Annotated in this window: 19 protein-coding genes; 7 read left to right on the forward strand and 12 right to left on the reverse strand. The window is 33.4% G+C overall.

What is annotated here, in order from left to right:
* Positions 1–19: 19 nt before the first annotated feature.
* Entirely contained in the window at positions 20–2908 is a 2889-nt protein-coding gene (locus tag ABID42_RS15145; RefSeq protein WP_367284378.1) for an exo-beta-1,4-galactosidase, read from the forward strand.
* A gap of 414 nt (positions 2909–3322) precedes the next feature.
* On the opposite strand, the gene ABID42_RS15150 is transcribed toward ABID42_RS15145, so the two are convergent.
* The gene (locus tag ABID42_RS15150) at positions 3323–4201 is read right to left on the reverse strand and encodes a helix-turn-helix domain-containing protein (RefSeq protein WP_367284379.1); all 879 of its coding nucleotides are present in this window, start codon (positions 4199–4201) and stop codon (positions 3323–3325) included.
* A 142-nt stretch (positions 4202–4343) separates the two neighbouring features.
* Here ABID42_RS15150 and ABID42_RS15155 point away from each other — a divergent pair, with 142 nt between their 5' ends.
* From ABID42_RS15155 to ABID42_RS15165, 3 genes are all read left to right on the forward strand, one after another.
* Positions 4344–4754, forward strand: coding sequence for a hypothetical protein (locus ABID42_RS15155; protein WP_323255008.1), 411 nt, complete (start codon positions 4344–4346; stop codon positions 4752–4754).
* A 32-nt stretch (positions 4755–4786) separates the two neighbouring features.
* On the forward strand, positions 4787–5401 hold the full coding sequence (locus ABID42_RS15160; protein ID WP_367284380.1) for a YceI family protein: 615 nt from the start codon (positions 4787–4789) through the stop codon (positions 5399–5401).
* A gap of 236 nt (positions 5402–5637) precedes the next feature.
* The gene (locus tag ABID42_RS15165; RefSeq protein WP_367284381.1) at positions 5638–6288 is read left to right on the forward strand and encodes a YceI family protein; all 651 of its coding nucleotides are present in this window, start codon (positions 5638–5640) and stop codon (positions 6286–6288) included.
* A gap of 138 nt (positions 6289–6426) precedes the next feature.
* On the opposite strand, the gene ABID42_RS15170 is transcribed toward ABID42_RS15165, so the two are convergent.
* From ABID42_RS15170 to ABID42_RS15180, 3 genes are all read right to left on the reverse strand, one after another.
* Entirely contained in the window at positions 6427–7089 is a 663-nt protein-coding gene (locus tag ABID42_RS15170) for an SH3 domain-containing protein (protein WP_323255002.1), read from the reverse strand.
* A gap of 111 nt (positions 7090–7200) precedes the next feature.
* On the reverse strand, positions 7201–7755 hold the full coding sequence (locus tag ABID42_RS15175; RefSeq protein WP_323254999.1) for a hypothetical protein: 555 nt from the start codon (positions 7753–7755) through the stop codon (positions 7201–7203).
* Between the two features lie 9 nt (positions 7756–7764).
* Positions 7765–9798: a hypothetical protein gene (locus ABID42_RS15180; RefSeq protein ID WP_367284382.1), complete on the reverse strand. Its 2034-nt coding sequence runs from the start codon at positions 9796–9798 to the stop codon at positions 7765–7767.
* Positions 9799–10052: 254 nt separating this feature from the next.
* Here ABID42_RS15180 and ABID42_RS15185 point away from each other — a divergent pair, with 254 nt between their 5' ends.
* The gene (locus ABID42_RS15185) at positions 10053–10268 is read left to right on the forward strand and encodes a helix-turn-helix transcriptional regulator (protein ID WP_367284429.1); all 216 of its coding nucleotides are present in this window, start codon (positions 10053–10055) and stop codon (positions 10266–10268) included.
* Positions 10269–10608: 340 nt separating this feature from the next.
* Here the strand turns inward: ABID42_RS15185 and ABID42_RS15190 are convergent, their stop codons facing one another.
* A complete protein-coding gene (locus ABID42_RS15190; protein ID WP_367284383.1) occupies positions 10609–10992 on the reverse strand; it encodes a hypothetical protein in 384 nt (127 codons plus the stop codon).
* Positions 10993–11161: 169 nt separating this feature from the next.
* Here ABID42_RS15190 and ABID42_RS15195 point away from each other — a divergent pair, with 169 nt between their 5' ends.
* Together ABID42_RS15195 and ABID42_RS15200 are read left to right on the forward strand one after the other, a co-directional pair.
* Positions 11162–11638 (forward strand): DUF1905 domain-containing protein, encoded by a 477-nt coding sequence (locus ABID42_RS15195; protein ID WP_367284384.1) that lies wholly within the window; start codon positions 11162–11164, stop codon positions 11636–11638.
* Positions 11639–11715: 77 nt separating this feature from the next.
* Entirely contained in the window at positions 11716–12270 is a 555-nt protein-coding gene (locus ABID42_RS15200; protein ID WP_367284385.1) for an NADPH-dependent FMN reductase, read from the forward strand.
* A 50-nt stretch (positions 12271–12320) separates the two neighbouring features.
* Here the strand turns inward: ABID42_RS15200 and ABID42_RS15205 are convergent, their stop codons facing one another.
* The 7 genes from ABID42_RS15205 to ABID42_RS15235 all read right to left on the reverse strand — a co-directional run bounded on the left by ABID42_RS15205 (position 12321) and on the right by ABID42_RS15235 (position 18626).
* Positions 12321–12575 carry a SemiSWEET transporter gene (locus ABID42_RS15205; protein ID WP_323254989.1) on the reverse strand — a complete coding sequence of 85 codons (255 nt, stop codon included), beginning with the start codon at positions 12573–12575 and terminating at the stop codon, positions 12321–12323.
* Between the two features lie 393 nt (positions 12576–12968).
* Complete coding sequence (locus ABID42_RS15210; protein ID WP_367284386.1) at positions 12969–13916, reverse strand: phosphatase PAP2 family protein; 948 nt, start codon at positions 13914–13916, stop codon at positions 12969–12971.
* Positions 13897–14433 carry a DUF4833 domain-containing protein gene (locus ABID42_RS15215; RefSeq protein ID WP_367284387.1) on the reverse strand — a complete coding sequence of 179 codons (537 nt, stop codon included), beginning with the start codon at positions 14431–14433 and terminating at the stop codon, positions 13897–13899. Before ABID42_RS15215 ends, ABID42_RS15210 begins: the two co-directional genes overlap by 20 nt.
* Positions 14423–15127 (reverse strand): CDP-alcohol phosphatidyltransferase family protein, encoded by a 705-nt coding sequence (locus tag ABID42_RS15220; protein ID WP_367284388.1) that lies wholly within the window; start codon positions 15125–15127, stop codon positions 14423–14425. Before ABID42_RS15220 ends, ABID42_RS15215 begins: the two co-directional genes overlap by 11 nt.
* 27 nt (positions 15128–15154) lie before the next feature.
* On the reverse strand, positions 15155–17767 hold the full coding sequence (locus tag ABID42_RS15225; protein ID WP_367284389.1) for a DUF5686 and carboxypeptidase-like regulatory domain-containing protein: 2613 nt from the start codon (positions 17765–17767) through the stop codon (positions 15155–15157).
* Entirely contained in the window at positions 17748–18161 is a 414-nt protein-coding gene (locus tag ABID42_RS15230) for a GtrA family protein (protein ID WP_367284390.1), read from the reverse strand. Before ABID42_RS15230 ends, ABID42_RS15225 begins: the two co-directional genes overlap by 20 nt.
* A gap of 3 nt (positions 18162–18164) precedes the next feature.
* Positions 18165–18626, reverse strand: coding sequence for a phosphatidylglycerophosphatase A family protein (locus ABID42_RS15235; protein WP_367284391.1), 462 nt, complete (start codon positions 18624–18626; stop codon positions 18165–18167).
* Positions 18627–18682 lie beyond the last annotated feature (56 nt).

Consider the following 18682-nt stretch of genomic DNA (forward strand, 5'->3'; position numbering starts at 1 on the left):
CAAAAACGTTTAAAAGCTTATGATTAAAAATTACTTATTTATTTTATGCTTGTTGTTTGGCAATACAATCAATGCTCAAAAAATCTCTTTAGCAGGAAATTGGCAATTCAAAATTGATTCAGCAGACGTTGGCGTAAAAGATAAATGGTTTAATAGTAAACTTTCTGAAACCATCAAATTACCGGGTTCGATGCTAGAAAATGGCAAAGGAAGTCCTGTAACGATTCATACACAGTGGACTGGCAGTATTTACGATAGTTCTTGGTACTTCAATCCGCATTTAGCAAAGTATCGTACTCCTGAAAATTTAAAATTCCCTTTTTGGTTAACACCCGCAAAATATTATGTAGGCGCTGCTTGGTACCAGAAAGCAATAGATGTTCCTAAAAACTGGTCAAACAAACGCATTGTTCTTACTTTAGAAAGACCGCATACTGAAACAAGAGTATGGATTGATAATGAAGAAATTGGTTTAGAAAACTCAATGTGCGTTGCACAAACCTTTGATTTAACGGATAAATTATCCACAGGAAAGCATACCATTTCAATTCGTGTTGATAATCGCATCAAGGCTATCAATGTTGGGAAAGATTCCCATAGTTTAACCGACCACACACAAGGAAACTGGAACGGGATTGTTGGCAAAATAGAACTAGAAGCCGAAAGTAAAATCTGGTTTGATGATATTCAGATTTATCCAGATTTGGTAAATCATTTAGCGAAAGTAAAAATCGTATTAAAAAATTATTTGCAAAAGCCTGTTGAAGGACAAATTAAGCTTTCTGCAAAAAGTTTTAACAGCATTAAAGCTCACTCTCCAAAATTAATTTTATCTGATTTCCAGATAGATGGACAAGAAAAAAGTATCACCATTGATTATCCGATGGGCGATGACTTCCAAACTTGGGATGAATTTTCCCCTGCCTTGTACCATCTATCTGCCGAAATCATTGTTAAAAAACAAGTACAATCTGCTAGGAAAGTACAGTTTGGAATGCGAGATTTTGCCATAAAAGGCACTCGTTTTGAAATTAATGGTCGCCCTATATTTTTAAGAGGAACAGTTGAAAACTGCCAATTTCCATTAACTGGTTACGCTCCGATGGACGTAGCGTCTTGGGAAAAGGTTTTTAGAAAAGCGAAAGCTTATGGTTTAAACCATTTCCGTTTTCATTCGTATTGTCCGCCAGAGGCAGCTTTTATCGCAGCAGATTTAGTGGGAATATATCTACAACCAGAAGGCCCAAGTTGGGCGAATCATGGTTCATCTTTAGGCGATGGGCATCCTATCGACCAGTTTATTATGGATGAAACTAACCGTATGGCAAAAGCTTACGGTAATTATGCTTCTTTTTGCATGTTGGCTTATGGAAATGAACCAAGAGGAGGCAAACAAGTAGATTACCTAACCAAATTCATAAACTATTGGAAGACTAAAGACCCTCGTCGTAAATATACTGGCGCATCAGTAGCAATGAGTTGGCCTTTAGTCCCATCCAATGAATACATGATTAAATCTGGCCCAAGAGGTTTGCCTTGGAATAAACTTCCAAGCAGTACTGAGGACTTTGCCGATAAAGTAAAAGATTTTAAAGTACCGTATCTAACCCACGAATTAGGTCAATGGTGTGTTTTTCCAAATTTCAAGGAAATCAGTAAATATACTGGCGTTTACAAAGCCAAGAATTATGAACTTTTCCAAGAAGATTTGAAAGATAAAGACATGGGAGAATTGGGTGAAAAATTCTTTCTAGCTACTGGGAAATTACAGGCTTTGAGTTATAAAACTGAAATTGAAATGGCATTTCGCACGCCCATTTCAGCAGGAATTCAAATGCTTGGTTTGAACGATTACTCTGGTCAGGGAACAGCTTTGGTTGGCATTCTGGATTCTTTCTGGGAAGAAAAAGGATATATTTCACAAGCTGAATTTGCTCAATTCTGTAACACTACTGTTCCTCTGGCACGTATTCCAAAATTTGTATATAAAAACTCAGAGAGCTTCGAAGCAAATGTTGAAATGTATCATTTTGGCAAAGATGTGTTGAATAATGCCTTGGCTTCATGGCAAATTCTGGATGAAAACAAACAAGTATTGGCGAAAGGTAAATTTGATAAAACCAATATTCCAATCGGTAATAATTTTAATATCGGAAAAGTATCTTTTGCTTTAAATGCTATTCAAAAAGCACAGAAACTTGTTTTTGAAGTACGTATTGATAATACTACTTTTATGAATAATTGGGAGTTTTGGGTATATCCAGAAAAACTTCCGACAATTAATACTGATGAAATTTACTTCTGTAAAGAATTGGATGCCAAAGCAGAAGAAGTTTTGCAGAATGGTGGTAAAGTATTCTTAGAAGCTGCGGGTAAAATCGAAAAAGGGAAAGAAGTTGTGAATTATTTCCAACCTGTTTTCTGGAATACTTCTTGGTTCAAAATGCGTCCTCCGCATACTTTGGGTTTTCTTTGCGAGCCTACTCATCCTGCTTTCCAAAACTTCCCGACAGAATACCACAGTAATTTACAATGGTGGGAAATTACAAACCGCTCACAAGTAATGTTGTTGGATAGTTTCCCTGCGGGCTTCCGTCCTATTGTTCAGCCTATTGATACTTGGTTCTTGAATCGTAAATTGGGTTTAATCTTAGAAGCGAAAGTTGGAAAAGGCAAACTGATTATTTCTAGCGCTGACCTCAGTTCAGAACCTGACAAACGTTTTGTAGCTCGTCAGTTATTGTATAGTCTAAAAACTTATATGAATTCTCCGCAATTCAATCCTGCTAGTTCAGTTGACATCAAAGAAATCAAAGCCCTTTTTGATAAAAACTACAAATCACAATTTAAGACTTATACCAAAGATGCTCCCGATGAATTGAAGGTTAAAAAGCCTACGGCTAATTAATCAATTATTAATGAATATTATTGAGGCTTATACTGAATAACACATCAAAGACATTAATTGGAATTATCAGTAAGCATCAAACTTACGTTTTTCTAAATTCGCCTAGAGTATTTCTAACACATTATAATAAGACAACGGTGACCTTTATGGTTGCCGTTTATTGTTTGTGGCAATTGTTAAGTGTTGTTTCTACACTAGCTTCCTCAATCAGTATTTTTCTATTAGCTGGCGAATTAATTCGCCAGCTAATAGAAAAAAAGGTTTAACAAATTCTATTACATTCAAAAAACAACAAAACAAGTAGCGATAAATCCTTGCGGTTAGCGTATTTCATGATATAACCAACAAAAAACGGCAACCCTAAAGGTTGCCGATACATCATGATGTTCTTTATAAAAATTCATTTCTTTATTCTCACTCCTCCTCCTTCAAAACCTCCAATTTATAGCCTTTTCCATGCTGATTGGTAATTTTCACCAATTCATCCTTTTGGAGTTTCTTTCTTAGTTTTGAAACCAATACGTCCAGATTTCTGCTGATTACAAAAACGCCTTCATCTTCCCAAACTTCCTTCAAAAGTCTTTCTCTTTCAATTAATTGATTTAGGTTTACCGCAAAAATGCTAAGTAATTTTGCTTCTCGTTCAGACAATTCTATGTTTTCAGTTCCATACTTCAAGCTATTCTTTTCAGGATAAAAAGCATATTGACCGATTGCGATATAATCTCTTTCTGCTGGTACAACATCATTTTCTGCTACTTTTTTATCTTTTATAAAATTACTTTTCAGTATAAAACCTATTAGTCCTAAAGGAATCAGTAAGAGTAAATAATTACTGAATGCCAACGTTTCTGCTCTTAAAAACTCAATTTGAATTAAGTAACAGCCTACATCTTGTTGTCTTCCCAAACATGGTAAAATACTATCGGTCTTTTTACTTACTTCATAAGCAAAAATCAATTCTTTATTCCCACAATCAATCACATTAACGATATATTCAGTAGGCAAATTGGTCGATTTCAAACGCCTATGCACCAATGCTATCAAAGTATCTGACACAAAGGTAAATTTACTTTGAAAAGCGATTTCAAAAGTATTCTCATTAATTTGTTTGATGGGCAAAACTCTAGAACTAGAGTCTTTTGCATGAAGTAATAACTGATGTCCTATGTCTCTTAGCACCACTGTCAGATGCTTTTCTGCATAATCATCTCCTTTTTTCCGATTCGTTGCAATGAAGAACAAACAGCCTATCATCAGCAACAATGGCAATATGTATAATCTTGATTTCATAAACATGAGCAATTTAAACGATAAATAGCTATTAGTAACGGTTTTTACATAGCTTTTACACTTTTTTACATTTCATTTACTACCAATGCTTTTCAATTTGATATGTTTGTCTTAGTTAATTAAAACATAAACAATTATCAACATGAGAAAAACACTCATCCTTTCGCTTGTGCTATTTTCTTACTCTTTAATGGCACAAATTCCATCTAGCAATTATTCAGCTGTACTGTTTAACAGTAAAACAATGATTGAAAAATTTAACAAAAAGAAATGTTGTAAACCATCATCAAAAAACAAAGGAGTTGTAAAAACCACTGGTGTTAAATCAACAAAAAAAGAAACGAAAGATCCCCTTTGTTTAGTTATGCCTTACCGTATTGCTATCAAAGACCAACCTTCAGAACAAAAGTTGCTTTCGTTTAATGAAATCTTTCCTAAAATTGATATTAATAATGTACCCGTTACCTGTAAAAAGAAAGACACCTCTGTTTTATTAACGAGTTCAAATCTATATACTTTACCTCAAAATGAAAATCTGCTGAATATACAATAACCAAACAATTCCTTCTCTAAACCTTATTTATCATGAAAAAGCTTATTACTTTATCATTACTATTGAGTTATTTATCTGGATTTACGCAACAGAAATTTGATTTATCAGTTTCCGAAAGTCAGGTTTTTTGGAAAGGAACACCTGCATTTGAATACGGTGGACATGAAGGTACTTTAAAATTTGCTTCGGGCAACATCACACTTGTGAAAGATGGTAAAATACAAGGAGGTAGCTTTGTGATAGATATGAAAACAATTAAAAGTAATGAGCATGAGCGAAATCCAAAGGAGAAAGGAGACAACAATTTAGAATCGCATTTAAAAGGAGATGATTTCTTTGCTGTTCAAAAATACCCTCAGGCTACTTTTATCATTACCAAAATCAATAAAACGGCTGAACCTAATAAATATGCAGTGCAAGGTAATTTGAATATAAGGGGAATTACTAATCAAATTGCTTTTACAGCTTTTATTGATAACAATAAAGAGAGCATTACAGCTAAAGCAAGTTTATTTTTCTTACGTTCTAGCTTTGGAATCACCTATAAAGCCCCAAGTCTGTTTGCCTCTAATATTTTTTCAAGTGCGAAAGACCATCTAATCGCTGATGAAATCCCGATTAAATTAGACATGGTTTTTAAAAAATAAGTCTTTTGTATAAACCTCCCTTGCCATTGTTTGTGTCTTCTTGCCATTGTTTGTGTCTCCACAAACAATTCGACGACTTGCGTTTCTCTAATATATTTTTCATTAATTCATTGTCACTTTTTTGTTCGTGAGACACGAACAATGACAGAGTAAGTCTTTGGTATAAACCTATAAGGATTTAAGTTTAAAATCTTATAGTTGGAGGGTAAAATTATTAATCAATATTATTTCTGTTTATGAACAACAAACTATCAATCACTTACTTAATTTTAATTATTGCTCCTTTATTCATCGGCTGTGGAAATGAAAAAGAAGGAAATAAAAATAATGCCTCGGCGAGTTCCTTATCCTTACATGTTGGAAATGAAAAATATTTTATGATAGATACAAAGGAAAGTGTTGTGACATGGAAAGGTTCTTCGCTAAATGGTTTAAACAGTCAAACAGGGTACATCTATATATCAAAAGGAGAATTGATGATTGAAAACGGTCAACTTATGGGTGGTATAATTGAGGTTGACATGAATACCATTGAAGATAAAAACCATGGGACTGATAATAACCTTGTTAATCACTTAAAAGACCCTGATTTTTTTGAAGTTATAAAATTTCCCTTTTCTACAATTGCAATAACCAAAGTTGCATCAATAAATGATGAGAATAAAAATGTTACAGGGAACCTAACGATTAAAGGTATCACACACTCAGTTACTTTTCCAGCTCAAATAGAGGTTAAGGATGGGATTGTCAAAGCGAATGCCAAGTTGGTTATTGATAGAACAAAATGGGATGTCCGATACAAATCAGCAAAATTCTATGATAATTTAGCCAATCAAACGATGTCGGACTCCATTGAATACCATATAAAAATTGTAGCACAAAAATAAACAGTTAAATTCCTCTTGCCATTGTTTATGTCTTCACAAACAATTTGACGGCATTCCTTTGAGTTGTTCGTGAGACACGAACAATGGCAGAGAATAATGTTTTTTTGAAAGATGTTCCAAAAAGTTGGTTCAGCACTTTTATTTTGTAAGCTGTTCAGCTTTAACCCAACCTTCTAATAATGCTTTTCCCCAATAGCGAACTTTCACCCACTCTTTCCATCGAAATAACACCTCTAACTCCTCATTCTTTTTTATCGAATTAAATGAAGGCACATTAGGTGTAATACTCAAATTGACATTATCCTCTTTACAAAAAAGATACTCTGCTTTATCTCGTTCCAATAAAAAAATTGTTTGGTCAATTCCAACCTTCAAATATTTTTGTGTTAACAAAAGCTGAAGAGAAAGGTAAGGCAAGGGTAGTCTTGGTGAACGAAATTGATAAATCCCCATCCAAGGCTGAGGATACACTCCTGATTTTTGCAAAGCAATAGAATCTTTTTTATCCAAATTACACACAAAGCATTTATCGCCATTACTTTCCAATGTAGCTAGGTTGAGGTTAAGGTTTTCATACATTCCCATAAAGTTTCCATAAACTCTAGTTCCTTGTATATGAATTTTATGTCCTTTTTCAGGATAAGTTTTTGCTAACTCCTCTTCTGTAAAATCTGGATTAATTGCCATCTTAAAAACCCAATGTCCTTGAAATTGTCTGAGGGTATCTAGCTGAGTATTCTGCCCAAATACAGTATATGTAGTTAGTAAAATTAGAATTAGAACTTTTTTAATTCCCATCATATTGCCATTGTTTGTGTCTTCACAAACAATTCTACGATTTGTGTTTCTATTAGTTGTTCGTTAGACACGAACAACGGCAGAAACTTCCCATAAATTCTACTTAACAAGACATCAATGTTCGTATTTTATTTTTCTATCTTCAGTTAAGTATAAAAAATTACCTATGGTATATACACCCTCAATCATATCTCCTTTCTTATTGGAGTCTCTTGTATCTTTTCTTTTTAAAATATCGGATAATTGCTTTAAGCTTTTAGAGGAGAATTGGAACAAGTCTCCTCTAAAGCCTGCGATTCTTGCAGTTTTTCTTTTAAATAAAACAGGTATATCATCAATAAATGTATAGCCAATAACATCAGCTTTGTCTCTCTCAAAAGATTGAGAATGATATGCACCCGAAGGTGCTATTCCATAAGTTGCATAAGCCAATGTGATTAAACTATTTTTAGGATGAAACTCCCAAGGGCTTAAATCAATCTCTATATAATAATACTCTTTCCAATACTTATCCTCTTTTTTGAAATACTTGATTGAGCTTTTGATGAAGGCAATCATAGTAGTATCTTTTACAACCAACTGGGGTAAATCTGGCAATGAATCTGTTTGTGCTTTGCTTTTCGTAATACAAAACACGAGTAGTAAGAATATAATAAGGTATTTTTTCATAAATTATGTTTATTTAATATTCCAGCAAGTTTGAGAAGGAGTACCCCATTGTTTATTACTGATACTTCCATTAATATCTGTTTCTCCAACTACACCACATCCCATTACATAATGTTTGATCGGAGGACTAAATTGTAAAAAAGTCTGAAAAACACTAACATCATCATTAGATAGCCCAGATACACCATCTGAATGGTCATTTATGCATTCATTATGAGTATGAATAGTTGCTACAATTTGCACAAAACTATCTACCCCATTGAAATAAGTCCCTGCAGTTTCACCATTATAAGAAGCTGGTGGTACAACAGCTGATATGTTTGTACTTGTATTATATGGCAAAGTTACCAAAGTACCATCGGAGAGTAAAAATGCCAAAACTTCTTTATTATTTGAAACTGCGTTGTTCCAAATATCTTGAATACCTTCACACTTTTTTTCTGATGAATAATAATTTGCACGTGTTTCAGGATTATAATACGTCCTTGTCCCATACTGTACAGGTGGTAAGGAAGGCGGCGTTACCGGAGGAAGTGTACCAGTTGGTGGTATTGGCTCATAATCAAAAATACAACTACCCCAACCATCATCATAATAACCATAAGGGCATCCAGTTGAAGGTGTAATACAACTTTGTGTAGCTTCATCCCACACTTTCCCTTGAATTAAACAATTTTGTCCACCTACTACTATATCTTCATCAATAACACATGTATTCATTAAATCATCCCAAATTAGTCCAGAAGGGCATTGATTTACACCTACTTCGACATCAATAATACATTCTTTTACATCATCATCCCAAATTAGTCCAGAAGAGCATAGACAATTTGGTTCTTGCCAAGAACCTCCTCCATTTACACAGTCCAAAGAAGGATTGTTACAAGCATTATTTTCCCATTCTCCGCCACTATCTTCACACTCGGAAATAGGACACCCATCTCCTACCCCAGCTTGATAGGTTTCTCCACTTGGACATGATTCATTAGCATAAGGGTCGTTAAAATCACAGGCTCCAGTTGATGAATTATATGAAAAATCATCTCCAAAATTCGCTTTACAAAAAACGTCAGGATTAAAAACACATTTTGTACCATCCCATACTTGCCCCTCTAATGCTTTACAATCCGATTCTTTAGCAGTAGTAGTAGCACTACTGTAAACAGGTTTTTGCTTTGGCTTTACATTTGTTACATCAAATGTTTGTGGAGATAAAGTGCTTGTAAAATCTAAAAAACTACTTGAACCCTTTACTTCTTTATTAGTCTTCTGTAGTACTACAATTTTCTCATCAACAACACTTTCAATTAATTTGCCAGGATATCGACTAACTCTTTTTAGTTTGTAAGGTGCAATTTCCTCTATTGGAGTTTCTTCTATTACAGATTTAGTAATAATATTAGTTGCATTGCCCCAAAAATAAACTTTTCTATCGGAATAATTTTCTAAACTTATTTCAATTTTACCTAAACGAATGGAAGAATCAATACTTAAATCCAGTAGTTCAGCACCTTCTTTTGCTTTACTTGTTAATGGTTTTTCCCAAACATTAAGGATATTGCCATCACTGCTTTTATGGACAACTTTAAGATTTAGTTTTGGTATTTTTCTTGGTCTATTTTTCCATAGACTAGGTAATAGTCCCAACGAAATACTTGGTAGAAGTACGTTCTGATTATTTTGTGTAAGTAAAGGAACTGTTGGCTCTTTGTATAGGTTCGTTTTATTCAATTGTGATTGTAATACTAGCGTTCCTGAAAAAAGAGCAAGGTTTTTCCAGAACTTCTTTGAGTTAGGTTTCTGATAGTCAATATAAACCTGTGTTCTTAAACTAGATAATGGTTTATTGGTAGCTATAGAAAAAGTATCTAAAATAACTTTTTGTTTTGTCAGTAGTTTAACTGAGTTATTTGCTTGTGAAAAGGTCAGACATATACTTCCAATCCAACAAAGAGAAAACAATATAATTCTCTTTACTAATGGTGTAAATATTTCAGAACAAGGCTTAAAAAAAAATTGTTTAGTAAATGTAGTTTTTTCCATATTTAAATGATTTCTGTTTAGACGTATTAAATTTACGTGTCGAAACTACACAATATAATTATATCTTTTACGGAAATACTCTTATAAATCACTTGCAAAAAGTGCAAGTGATTTATAATAAAAAGCTTTTTTTTCTACGTAAATACTACTAATTTAACGCTCAACTTATTTAACTCTATGGTATTTTCTTCTATGAAATATACTTGCATAAAAACTGTTTGCAAAGTCTATCTATGTTACCTATGAATATTAAAATGTACAACCTCAGTGTAGAAAATGACACACTAACAACATTTCCAGCTCTAAACGGAACTCTTATCAAAGAACTAAGAATAAAAAAAGGATGGAAACAAGCTTATCTCGCATACATAGTCGGGATTTCATCTTATAAATTGTCAAGAATTGAAAATGGCAAAACCCGTATATCACACCAATTAGCAATTTTGATTTTAGAAAAGTTAAAACTTTAGTATTCGTTGATATAAATATCAAGTCATTTTACTGATTCAAATTCATAATTTATTCTTTTCTAATTCCAGCTTCAAAAGAAATTATTCTATTTAAGTTAAGCTTACAACGTGTTTAAAACTTGAACTGATATGGTTTAATTTCTTGTTACATTACTTTAGTTTTCTGGCTTAATTGAGGCATTTGGCTATATATTAACCTTATCTTTTTCCCAATTACTTTAACACCAATCAACCTATAGCTAAATCTATTTTTATTAGCTATTTTCTCAATTCTTTTAGGTCCTATTTTATAAGCATCTGAGCTTTTTACAAAAATATTTGAGTGCTTTACAAAACTCTTTCATGTCTTTGCTCTATCATTAGCGTGTTTCACAAAATATTTTCCCATGATTTCAAAAATATTTGAGTGCTTTACAAAATATTTTCCCGTCTTTGCTTCATCATTAGCAAGCCTCACAAGATTCTCTCTTGCCTTTGCTTCATCATTAGCAGGTTTCACAAGATTCTCTTTTGCCTTTGCTTCATCATTAGCGAGCTTCACATGATTCTCTTTTGCCTTTGCTTCATCATTAGCGGGCTTCACAAGATTATTTCCCACTCTTGCTTCATCATTATCGGGCTTCACAAGATTATTTCCCGCTCTTGCTTCATCATTAGCGGGCTTTGCAAGATTATTTCCCGCTCTTGCTTTATCATTAGCGGGCTTCACAAGATTATTTCTCACCCTTGCTTCATCATTAGCGGGCTTTGCAAGATTATTTCCCGCTCTTGCTTTATTAACTGTGGGCTTTGTTTTGTTCTTTTCTCTATAAATTATTTCACCTTGCTGAATTTGTTTTTTGCTACATTCATTAATAGCTTTATTTGTTCAATTTTATTAAACATCAAGCGTCTTGGAAAAACCTTTAATTGATAAAAAATATTTACTTGAGAAGTTCCCCGGAAAAGGTGGATGGACTTATGCGATTATTCCTGAGGTTTTACAGGATAAACATGCTTATTTTGGTTGGGTGAAGGTTAAAGGTTTTATTGATGATTTCGAATTGAAAAACTATCGCTTAATGCCTATGGGCAATGGGATGCTTTTCTTGCCTGTTAGGGCTGAAATCCGTAAAAAGATTGGAAAAAAAGAGGGCGATTGGGTACATGTAAAACTCTTTGCCGACAATGATGCACTAGAAATTCCTAAAGAATTAATGCTTTGTTTGGAAGATGAACCTCAAGCTTTAAAAAACTTTTTGACATATACAGAAAGTGAACAAAAAGCCTATATTGATTGGATATTAGGTGCTAAAAAAGAAGAGACAAAGATTGAACGTATGGCAGAGACCGTCAATAAAGTATTAAAAGGATTGAAATTCAGAGATTAATTGCTTTAAAATTTGTTATCAGGCTATAACGATAGTTTATTAACAATATTTACAGTGTCTAAAAAGCATTTAATCTGATGAAAATTAAACAAAACATTTTAGCCATTTCTGGTAGTACCCGAAGTAATTCCTCTAATCATCGCCTTATCAACGCTTTCGCAAGTTTATTCGCTGATTCGCTGATTGTTAACACATTTGATGGTATTGATAAGCTTCCTCATTTTAATCCAGATACTAAAACAGAAGATATTGCTAGTATTGTTACTGATTTTAGAAGTCAAATTAGCAAAGCAGATGGCGTTATTATTTGTACACCAGAATACGCACATGGAATTCCCGGCAGTTTAAAAAATGCTATTGATTGGACAGTTGGTTCAGGGGAGTTTTCAGGAAAACCTACGGCTTTAATCACTGCATCAACTGATGGAACAATTGGGCATCAGGCACTTTTAGAAGTATTGAGGGTAATTGAGGCAAAAAATATTGAACAATTGCATTTGTTGATACAATTTATCAGAACAAAGGTTAGTCAAGAAGGAGAGATAATTGATAAAGATACTTTATCCGATGTGAAAGCATTAGGACAAAGATTTATTGAGACAATCGCAGCGTCTATTGCAGAGAAAGGGTAATCAAAAAAAAACCTTTAAAAACCTTTCTTAGAAGGTTGTTTAAAGGTTTTTTACATTGCTTTTCTGTATTTGTATTTAAAAAACAGAATTAATAAAGATAGCATTAAGGTAATAGCATTGGCAGCAATCACTGGAACAGCATTTGTACTAATTCCATATACTAACCAAAAAGTAACGCCCACAGTAAACAAAAGAAACATTGCTAAAGAGATGTCTTTTGCAGATTTAGTTTTATAAATCTGTATTACTTGTGGCACAAAGGCGATGGTAGTTAATATACCAGCGAAATAACCTAAAGTTTCCATGTCTGTAATGATTTAATTTTAGTTCTACAACACAAACATAACGGAATTATTATATATTTTGTTCATAACTGGCTCATTTTATTAGAATAATACAATTATTCACTTTTAAAATTTAGCAATTTATTGTTTGTTAGCCTTATTGTTGGAAGGTGGAGGTGGATTTTCTTTGTTTTGAAACCTCACCGCAGCGGCGGCCGCCCCCCGCCCCTCTCCTGTTGAGAGGGGAGCTTTTGGCGCAAAAAAAAGCTCCTTCTCTAAAGAAGGAGCCACAAGTTATACACAAGTTTATAAGTATCTGATTATTAATAATAAATTCTCTCCAACGGCTCCCCTTCTCAACAGGAGAAGGGGTTGGGGGATGAGGTTATTCTTCTTACTTCTACCTTTATAAAACTACAAAGGTAGTATATACTTAATCATGGGTTTTCTAACAAAAAGGTTAAATAACACTATTCCAAGAACAGCGCAAGTCATCCCTGCTAATACATCAATTACATAATGATGATTGGAATATACTGCCGAACACCAAATGCCTACACAAAAAATAACGAAGAAAACGATAAAATATCCTACTCTTTTTTTGGCTGCAAAGTATAAAACAATCAAAGGATAAGCAGAATGCAATGAAGGCATGGCGGCAAAAACATTGGCATTCTTCTCATAAATTCCTTTGAAGATTGGTGCGCCCACGAGCGCATCAAAATGTTTTAGATTTCCTACATTTCCCATGATGTTAAAATGCTCTATAAAACCATATTCGGCAACATACCAAGGCGGAGCGGCAGGATAAGTATAATAAGCCACAAATCCGATTAGATTGACAAAAAGGAAACAGTAAGTGAAACTATAAATAAGGGCTTTGTCTTTCCAAAAAGCATAAATGCCAAATAAAAAAGGTACTGGTACCCAATTGATATAAAATAGCCCCGAAAGTAAATCTAAAAAGGGCGTATGATACTTTGTAAAATACTCATTCAGCGTAAGTCTTACACCATTGTCATTTACTCCAAATAAATACTTTTCAATCTCATAAGGTTGTTTAATATGCACAGGATTAACGGCATAATTTGGTATGATTCTCAGAGAATCATACAGTATCCAGAAGATGACAAAGGGTAACATCGCTTTGACGAAGCTACGAGTTACCCCATTGAGATAAAATAAAATAAGGATTAAAAAGTAAAGTGTTGAATGTTCAGGGCGATACGGCACTACCTGACTAAACCAAATAAAGTATATAACCGAAATGGATAAAGCTAGGACAATATTTTGCTTGGTAAACCTTAAAAAATTGTGATTCTCTTCTATTGCCCAAAAACGATTAAGGCTTAATTTTTTCATAAATATCATCTCCAGTACTCAAGTCTTTGCCAAATACTTCTACATAAAGTACTTTAGGACGAAGGTTACTTCCTTCAGTTTTTACAAAAACATGGCTCAGTTTTGCTTGTTTATTGTTTATTTCTAATTGTGCAAAAGGCTTTTTGTGTTTGTCAAAACCAATTTTCAATTTCTTTTTTTTGTAAGAAACTATCCAAGCTTCAAAGTCATTTTCTTTATTAGTTTCTCTAGCACTGATACCGTAGGCAAGGAAATTCTGAATCCAAGTAAGTTCTTTTTTTTGTCCTTGTTCTTGATAACGCAACCAATATACGCTCACAGGATTTTCTTTGTCAAAATCTCCATTAGGCAATAAATTCGCATCATATACAATGGTATTCGTATTGGCGCTTCTTTGAATATAAAACAACCTTACTGGCGAATCAGGTACTTTTGGATAGTTACTTGGAGAAAAGCTTGTTGATAAAGTGAATATTAAGCCAAGTATAAAATAATATAGCAATCGTTTATTTTCCATTTTCCTCCAAAGCCTTTTTGGTATGTCCTATTCTTTGTAAAGCAGTATAATTTGACAAAATTGCTACCAAAGTTAATGGAATTGTAAAGATTGAAATGGTTTCAAACCAAGGAATTCGTGGAGAAAAACCTTCTATTCTAAAGTCATTTCCAATAATTGGTGCTAAAATGCCACAAATTAATGCAGAGCCACCAATGATGACAATTCTTTCAGGACGTTGCATCCAACCAATATCACATTTCACACCCAAACCTTCGGCTCTTGAACGAGTATAACTTACCATTGAAGAACCAATCAAAGCCAAAAATGCGAAAAACGAACTGAATAAGTAATGATGTGAAATCAGGTAATAACAAATACCTAAAAACATAAACATTTCGCTGTATCTATCTAATACTGAATCATAGAAAGCCCCAAATTTACTCGACATATTACCCACACGAGCAAGCCTTCCGTCAATCATATCGAATACTCCAGCGAATAAAATCATCGCTCCGCCCCAACCGATATAACTAAAGTCGCCTCTGAAAGATGCTTCAGCAGCATATACAAAAATACCCGCCGCTGCAATATTCAATACTAAACCAACTGTTGTAACAATATTGGGAGTTACTTTTAACGCAATTAATAGTTTTATAAAGGGATTAATAATTTGATAAATTACTTGTTGTCCCGCAGATTTTAATGTGTACATAGCTTTATGAGATTATTTTAGTTAGCATTAAAAATCAAACTTAAATCTACCACGAATACCATATTCAGATACATTAGGATTATCTAAATATGAAAGACGTTTCACTAAGTCTATTCTAAAGATTTTGAATATATTAGATACGCCAACACTAGCTTCCATATAAGGCCCATTCGCCAATGAATTCGTTAAGATAGTACCATCTGCCGCTTGTGGAAAACGATACAAACTTAAATTATTCTCTGGTAAATTATTAGCACTTATTCCACCCCAAAGCCCTTTGAAAGTAATTACTTCTCTAAGCTTTAGTTTTTTGATTAAAGGTAATTTATTGAAAATAAAACCATTGAAGTAATGATCTACAAAAATCGCTGCATATTTATCAGAAGCAAATTCCAAGAAATTCATCAAGTTATAAGATTCTAACTGATAAGAATACGATTGGTTAGCACGGTGAATCATCAATAATGGATAAGGTACTGTTCCAAAAATCTTTCCTCCTTCTGCCGTAATATCTGTATAACCAATGGGCGAAACAAAGAAACGTTTGTTGGCTCTGAAAGTAACATTATGATAATTATAATCGCCTTTCAAGAAATTGGCAATGCCTAAACTATAGCGTAATTGGAAAATCGGATACTTGTTGATAATCGGAATTCTATAGTTTTTACCTTGATAGAATTGCTCGTTCGGAGCAAACTTTAAATTGACCGATACTTCAGAACTTGTTAAATCTTTCTCGTTATACAATTGCGTATCTGGCGAAGTATTCGAAGTATTGTATCTTTCAAATTTCAAAGAACCTGCGGCTTCTTGCGTTAAGTTTTTATAACCTAATTCATAACTGATACCATTTCTAGATTCATGACGATAATCTAAACGAAAAATCTTATTATAAGTCATTTTATCGTTTACACCTCTTTTGAAAGAAAGTAACACGTTATCTTCTTGAATAAACTGTAATTCCTGACCTGGAATTCTTACTTCTTCTTGATATGACGCTCTTATATAATGGTTTGGAAATTCATAAATAGAATTCTTTCCTAAATTATAGGTTGCTCCTATATAACCCTTCCAACGTTCGTCTTTAAAACCATAAGCAGCATAAGTTTCCAAGTATAATTTTGGATTCAATTTTGCCATCGTTCTACCACCGAAGCGCAAACGGAAGCCTTCAACTGGGTTGAAACTATAAAATGCGTTAGCTGGACCAATTTCAAAATCACCAAAATCTTTATAACCAAACAGCACTAAACCTGCCACAGTCATCAATCTTTTAAAAGCAGGTACTTGTTGAATACTATCAGCCATTTTGTAAATGCCTTGTTCAACATTATTCAAACCTTGATGGCGTGCATTTGCCCAGAAATCATCGCCTTGGTCTAAAGCCATATCCATCAAGATATTCTTTTGAATCGGCTTGAAAATACTATTCTCGATAGGTTTGTTTAAAACATAGTTTTGATACGAAACCGACCGTTTTCCTAAAATTCCTCTTTTATTTTCTTTCTTGCTAAAACCGAAGTCAATCGTTATTTCATCTTTTGAAAGCATCAATTTGTTATCTTCAACAGGTACAAATTCTTGCTCTACTAAAAGCTCATTCACGAAGTTTAGGTTGATACTTCTTGGCACGCCTAATTTTACTTTTCTAACCGAAAAATTAGAATCCAAAGAAATATACATATTTCCAACAAAAGCAAAGTCTGTAGGATTTCTTGGTGAAAAACCTAAATTCACACATTTCATATTTTGGAATTGAAGTGTATCCAAAATGACAAAACGATAAAAAGTAGGTGATAAATTAGAAATCGGGCTAATAAACTGGTTGGTCAATAAACTGATATTGCTATCGTAAATATTGATGTCTTCGTATAAACGGTTGATGTATGAGGCAATACCGTTGTTATCAATATATTGGTCTAAACCAATTTTCTTTTCTCCTTTAATATATACTTTCTCTTCTTGTGGATTTTTTCTGAAATACACATCTGCAACAGTTTCTTTTAAATAAAGTGGCAAAGAAACATTTCCTGTTGTTTTTGAAGTATCAAGATTATCGAAGATAAATTGAAAGTTTTTGAAGGCTTTCTTCTTCTTATAATCTTCATCAATATTGTTAAGGTTTAATTGAATCTTCTCGTATTTCTCGTATTGATAAAAAGCCATTCCTTCTTTGCGATTTTCATCACGATGGGCAATTACCTTTCTGATTAAAACTACCGCAGGATTGTCTTTATTACGATACTTATCTTTTTTAGCTTTTACAGTTACTTCAGATAAGTTTTGAGATTGAGGAATAAGTTTAATGGAAATAGTTTGGCTAATTTCTTTTTTGAAAGTTTTTACTTCTGTTTTATAGCCGATAGAAGAATATTGGATTTTAGTAGCTTGACCATCTTGAATATCCATGGTATAGTTACCATTAATATCCGTTTGGATTCCTTGCTTTGTACCCAATACAATAATATTTACAAAGGGAATGGCTTCATTGGTTTTGCTGTCAATGATTTTCCCTTTTACTTTCGTTTGTTGTCCAAATACGGGCGTCATCGCAACGACGCTGATGAATAAATAACATACCATTCGTAAAGTATTGCTACTGAACTGATTTGTTATTTTATTAAATAGATATTTTTTCATGATTTCTTGCATTAAACACGAACCATCTGTTCAATCCATAACTATATACTACGAATACGAACGTTCCTACCAATGCTCTTATGATTAGATAATCTGCTGTTATAACTTTACTAAGGCCTAAAACACCGAGAGTATTCATCAATGAATTCCCCGCTGAAACAAGTATATATTTTATTAATTGCCAACGACTTTCCTCCGTTTTTGAATCTTGAAAAACCCAAAATCTCGACAAAATAAAACCTACGATTCCACCTAAAAAATTGCCAAATACTGTAGCCCAAACATTTGAAAAACTTAAATAGTTGAACACTAAATAAGATGCGCCAAAATCTACAAAGGTTGCCAAACCTGAAACTGGAACAAAGCGAAAAAAAGGTTTAAAGAAGTCTGACATTGTTTAAAGGAAAAAGATGATAAGCTGTAAACATCCATTTGCCCAAATTCCTGCCATTACATCGTCTAGCATTACGCCCCATCCATTATTATATTTTTCAAAACTTCGAATATTGAATGGTTTATAAATATCAAAGAATCTGAATAAGATAAATGCTAAGAGTAGATTTTGCCATGAAAATGGAATTAAGCAAATACTTAAACACATTCCAGCTACTTCGTCGATTACGATTTTAGAGGAGTCTTCGCCCCAATGGCTTTCCATCACAGCAGACGACCACCTTCCTACCAAAGTAAATACGATTGTTAACAGGATTAAGATTGAATGGTAATAAAAGACATCGTTCACCAATCCAAAAATGCCTGCAATCAAAGCACAAGCCAACAATGCTCCAAAAGTTCCCGAACCTTTTGGGATAAATCCTAAACCGAGAGCGGAAGCAAAGATTTTATGAAAATTCAACATGATAGAAAAATGGCTCTTGAGATTTTAAAAGCAAGAGCCATCTTTTATTGAGTCTG

This window comes from Arcicella rosea (assembly GCF_040543805.1).
Taxonomy (GTDB): domain Bacteria; phylum Bacteroidota; class Bacteroidia; order Cytophagales; family Spirosomataceae; genus Arcicella; species Arcicella rosea.

Coding starts and splice junctions, on each gene's coding strand:
- ABID42_RS15185 (WP_367284429.1), top strand. CDS start 10,053: ATGTACAACCTCAGTGTAGAAAATGACACACTAACAACATTTCCAGCT.
- ABID42_RS15170 (WP_323255002.1), bottom strand. CDS start 7,089: ATGATGGGAATTAAAAAAGTTCTAATTCTAATTTTACTAACTACATAT.
- ABID42_RS15150 (WP_367284379.1), bottom strand. CDS start 4,201: ATGAAATCAAGATTATACATATTGCCATTGTTGCTGATGATAGGCTGT.
- ABID42_RS15225 (WP_367284389.1), bottom strand. CDS start 17,767: ATGAAAAAATATCTATTTAATAAAATAACAAATCAGTTCAGTAGCAAT.
- ABID42_RS15200 (WP_367284385.1), top strand. CDS start 11,716: ATGAAAATTAAACAAAACATTTTAGCCATTTCTGGTAGTACCCGAAGT.
- ABID42_RS15155 (WP_323255008.1), top strand. CDS start 4,344: ATGAGAAAAACACTCATCCTTTCGCTTGTGCTATTTTCTTACTCTTTA.
- ABID42_RS15220 (WP_367284388.1), bottom strand. CDS start 15,127: ATGTACACATTAAAATCTGCGGGACAACAAGTAATTTATCAAATTATT.
- ABID42_RS15145 (WP_367284378.1), top strand. CDS start 20: ATGATTAAAAATTACTTATTTATTTTATGCTTGTTGTTTGGCAATACA.
- ABID42_RS15165 (WP_367284381.1), top strand. CDS start 5,638: ATGAACAACAAACTATCAATCACTTACTTAATTTTAATTATTGCTCCT.
- ABID42_RS15210 (WP_367284386.1), bottom strand. CDS start 13,916: ATGAAAAAATTAAGCCTTAATCGTTTTTGGGCAATAGAAGAGAATCAC.
- ABID42_RS15180 (WP_367284382.1), bottom strand. CDS start 9,798: ATGGAAAAAACTACATTTACTAAACAATTTTTTTTTAAGCCTTGTTCT.
- ABID42_RS15205 (WP_323254989.1), bottom strand. CDS start 12,575: ATGGAAACTTTAGGTTATTTCGCTGGTATATTAACTACCATCGCCTTT.
- ABID42_RS15215 (WP_367284387.1), bottom strand. CDS start 14,433: ATGGAAAATAAACGATTGCTATATTATTTTATACTTGGCTTAATATTC.
- ABID42_RS15230 (WP_367284390.1), bottom strand. CDS start 18,161: ATGTCAGACTTCTTTAAACCTTTTTTTCGCTTTGTTCCAGTTTCAGGT.
- ABID42_RS15160 (WP_367284380.1), top strand. CDS start 4,787: ATGAAAAAGCTTATTACTTTATCATTACTATTGAGTTATTTATCTGGA.
- ABID42_RS15235 (WP_367284391.1), bottom strand. CDS start 18,626: ATGTTGAATTTTCATAAAATCTTTGCTTCCGCTCTCGGTTTAGGATTT.
- ABID42_RS15175 (WP_323254999.1), bottom strand. CDS start 7,755: ATGAAAAAATACCTTATTATATTCTTACTACTCGTGTTTTGTATTACG.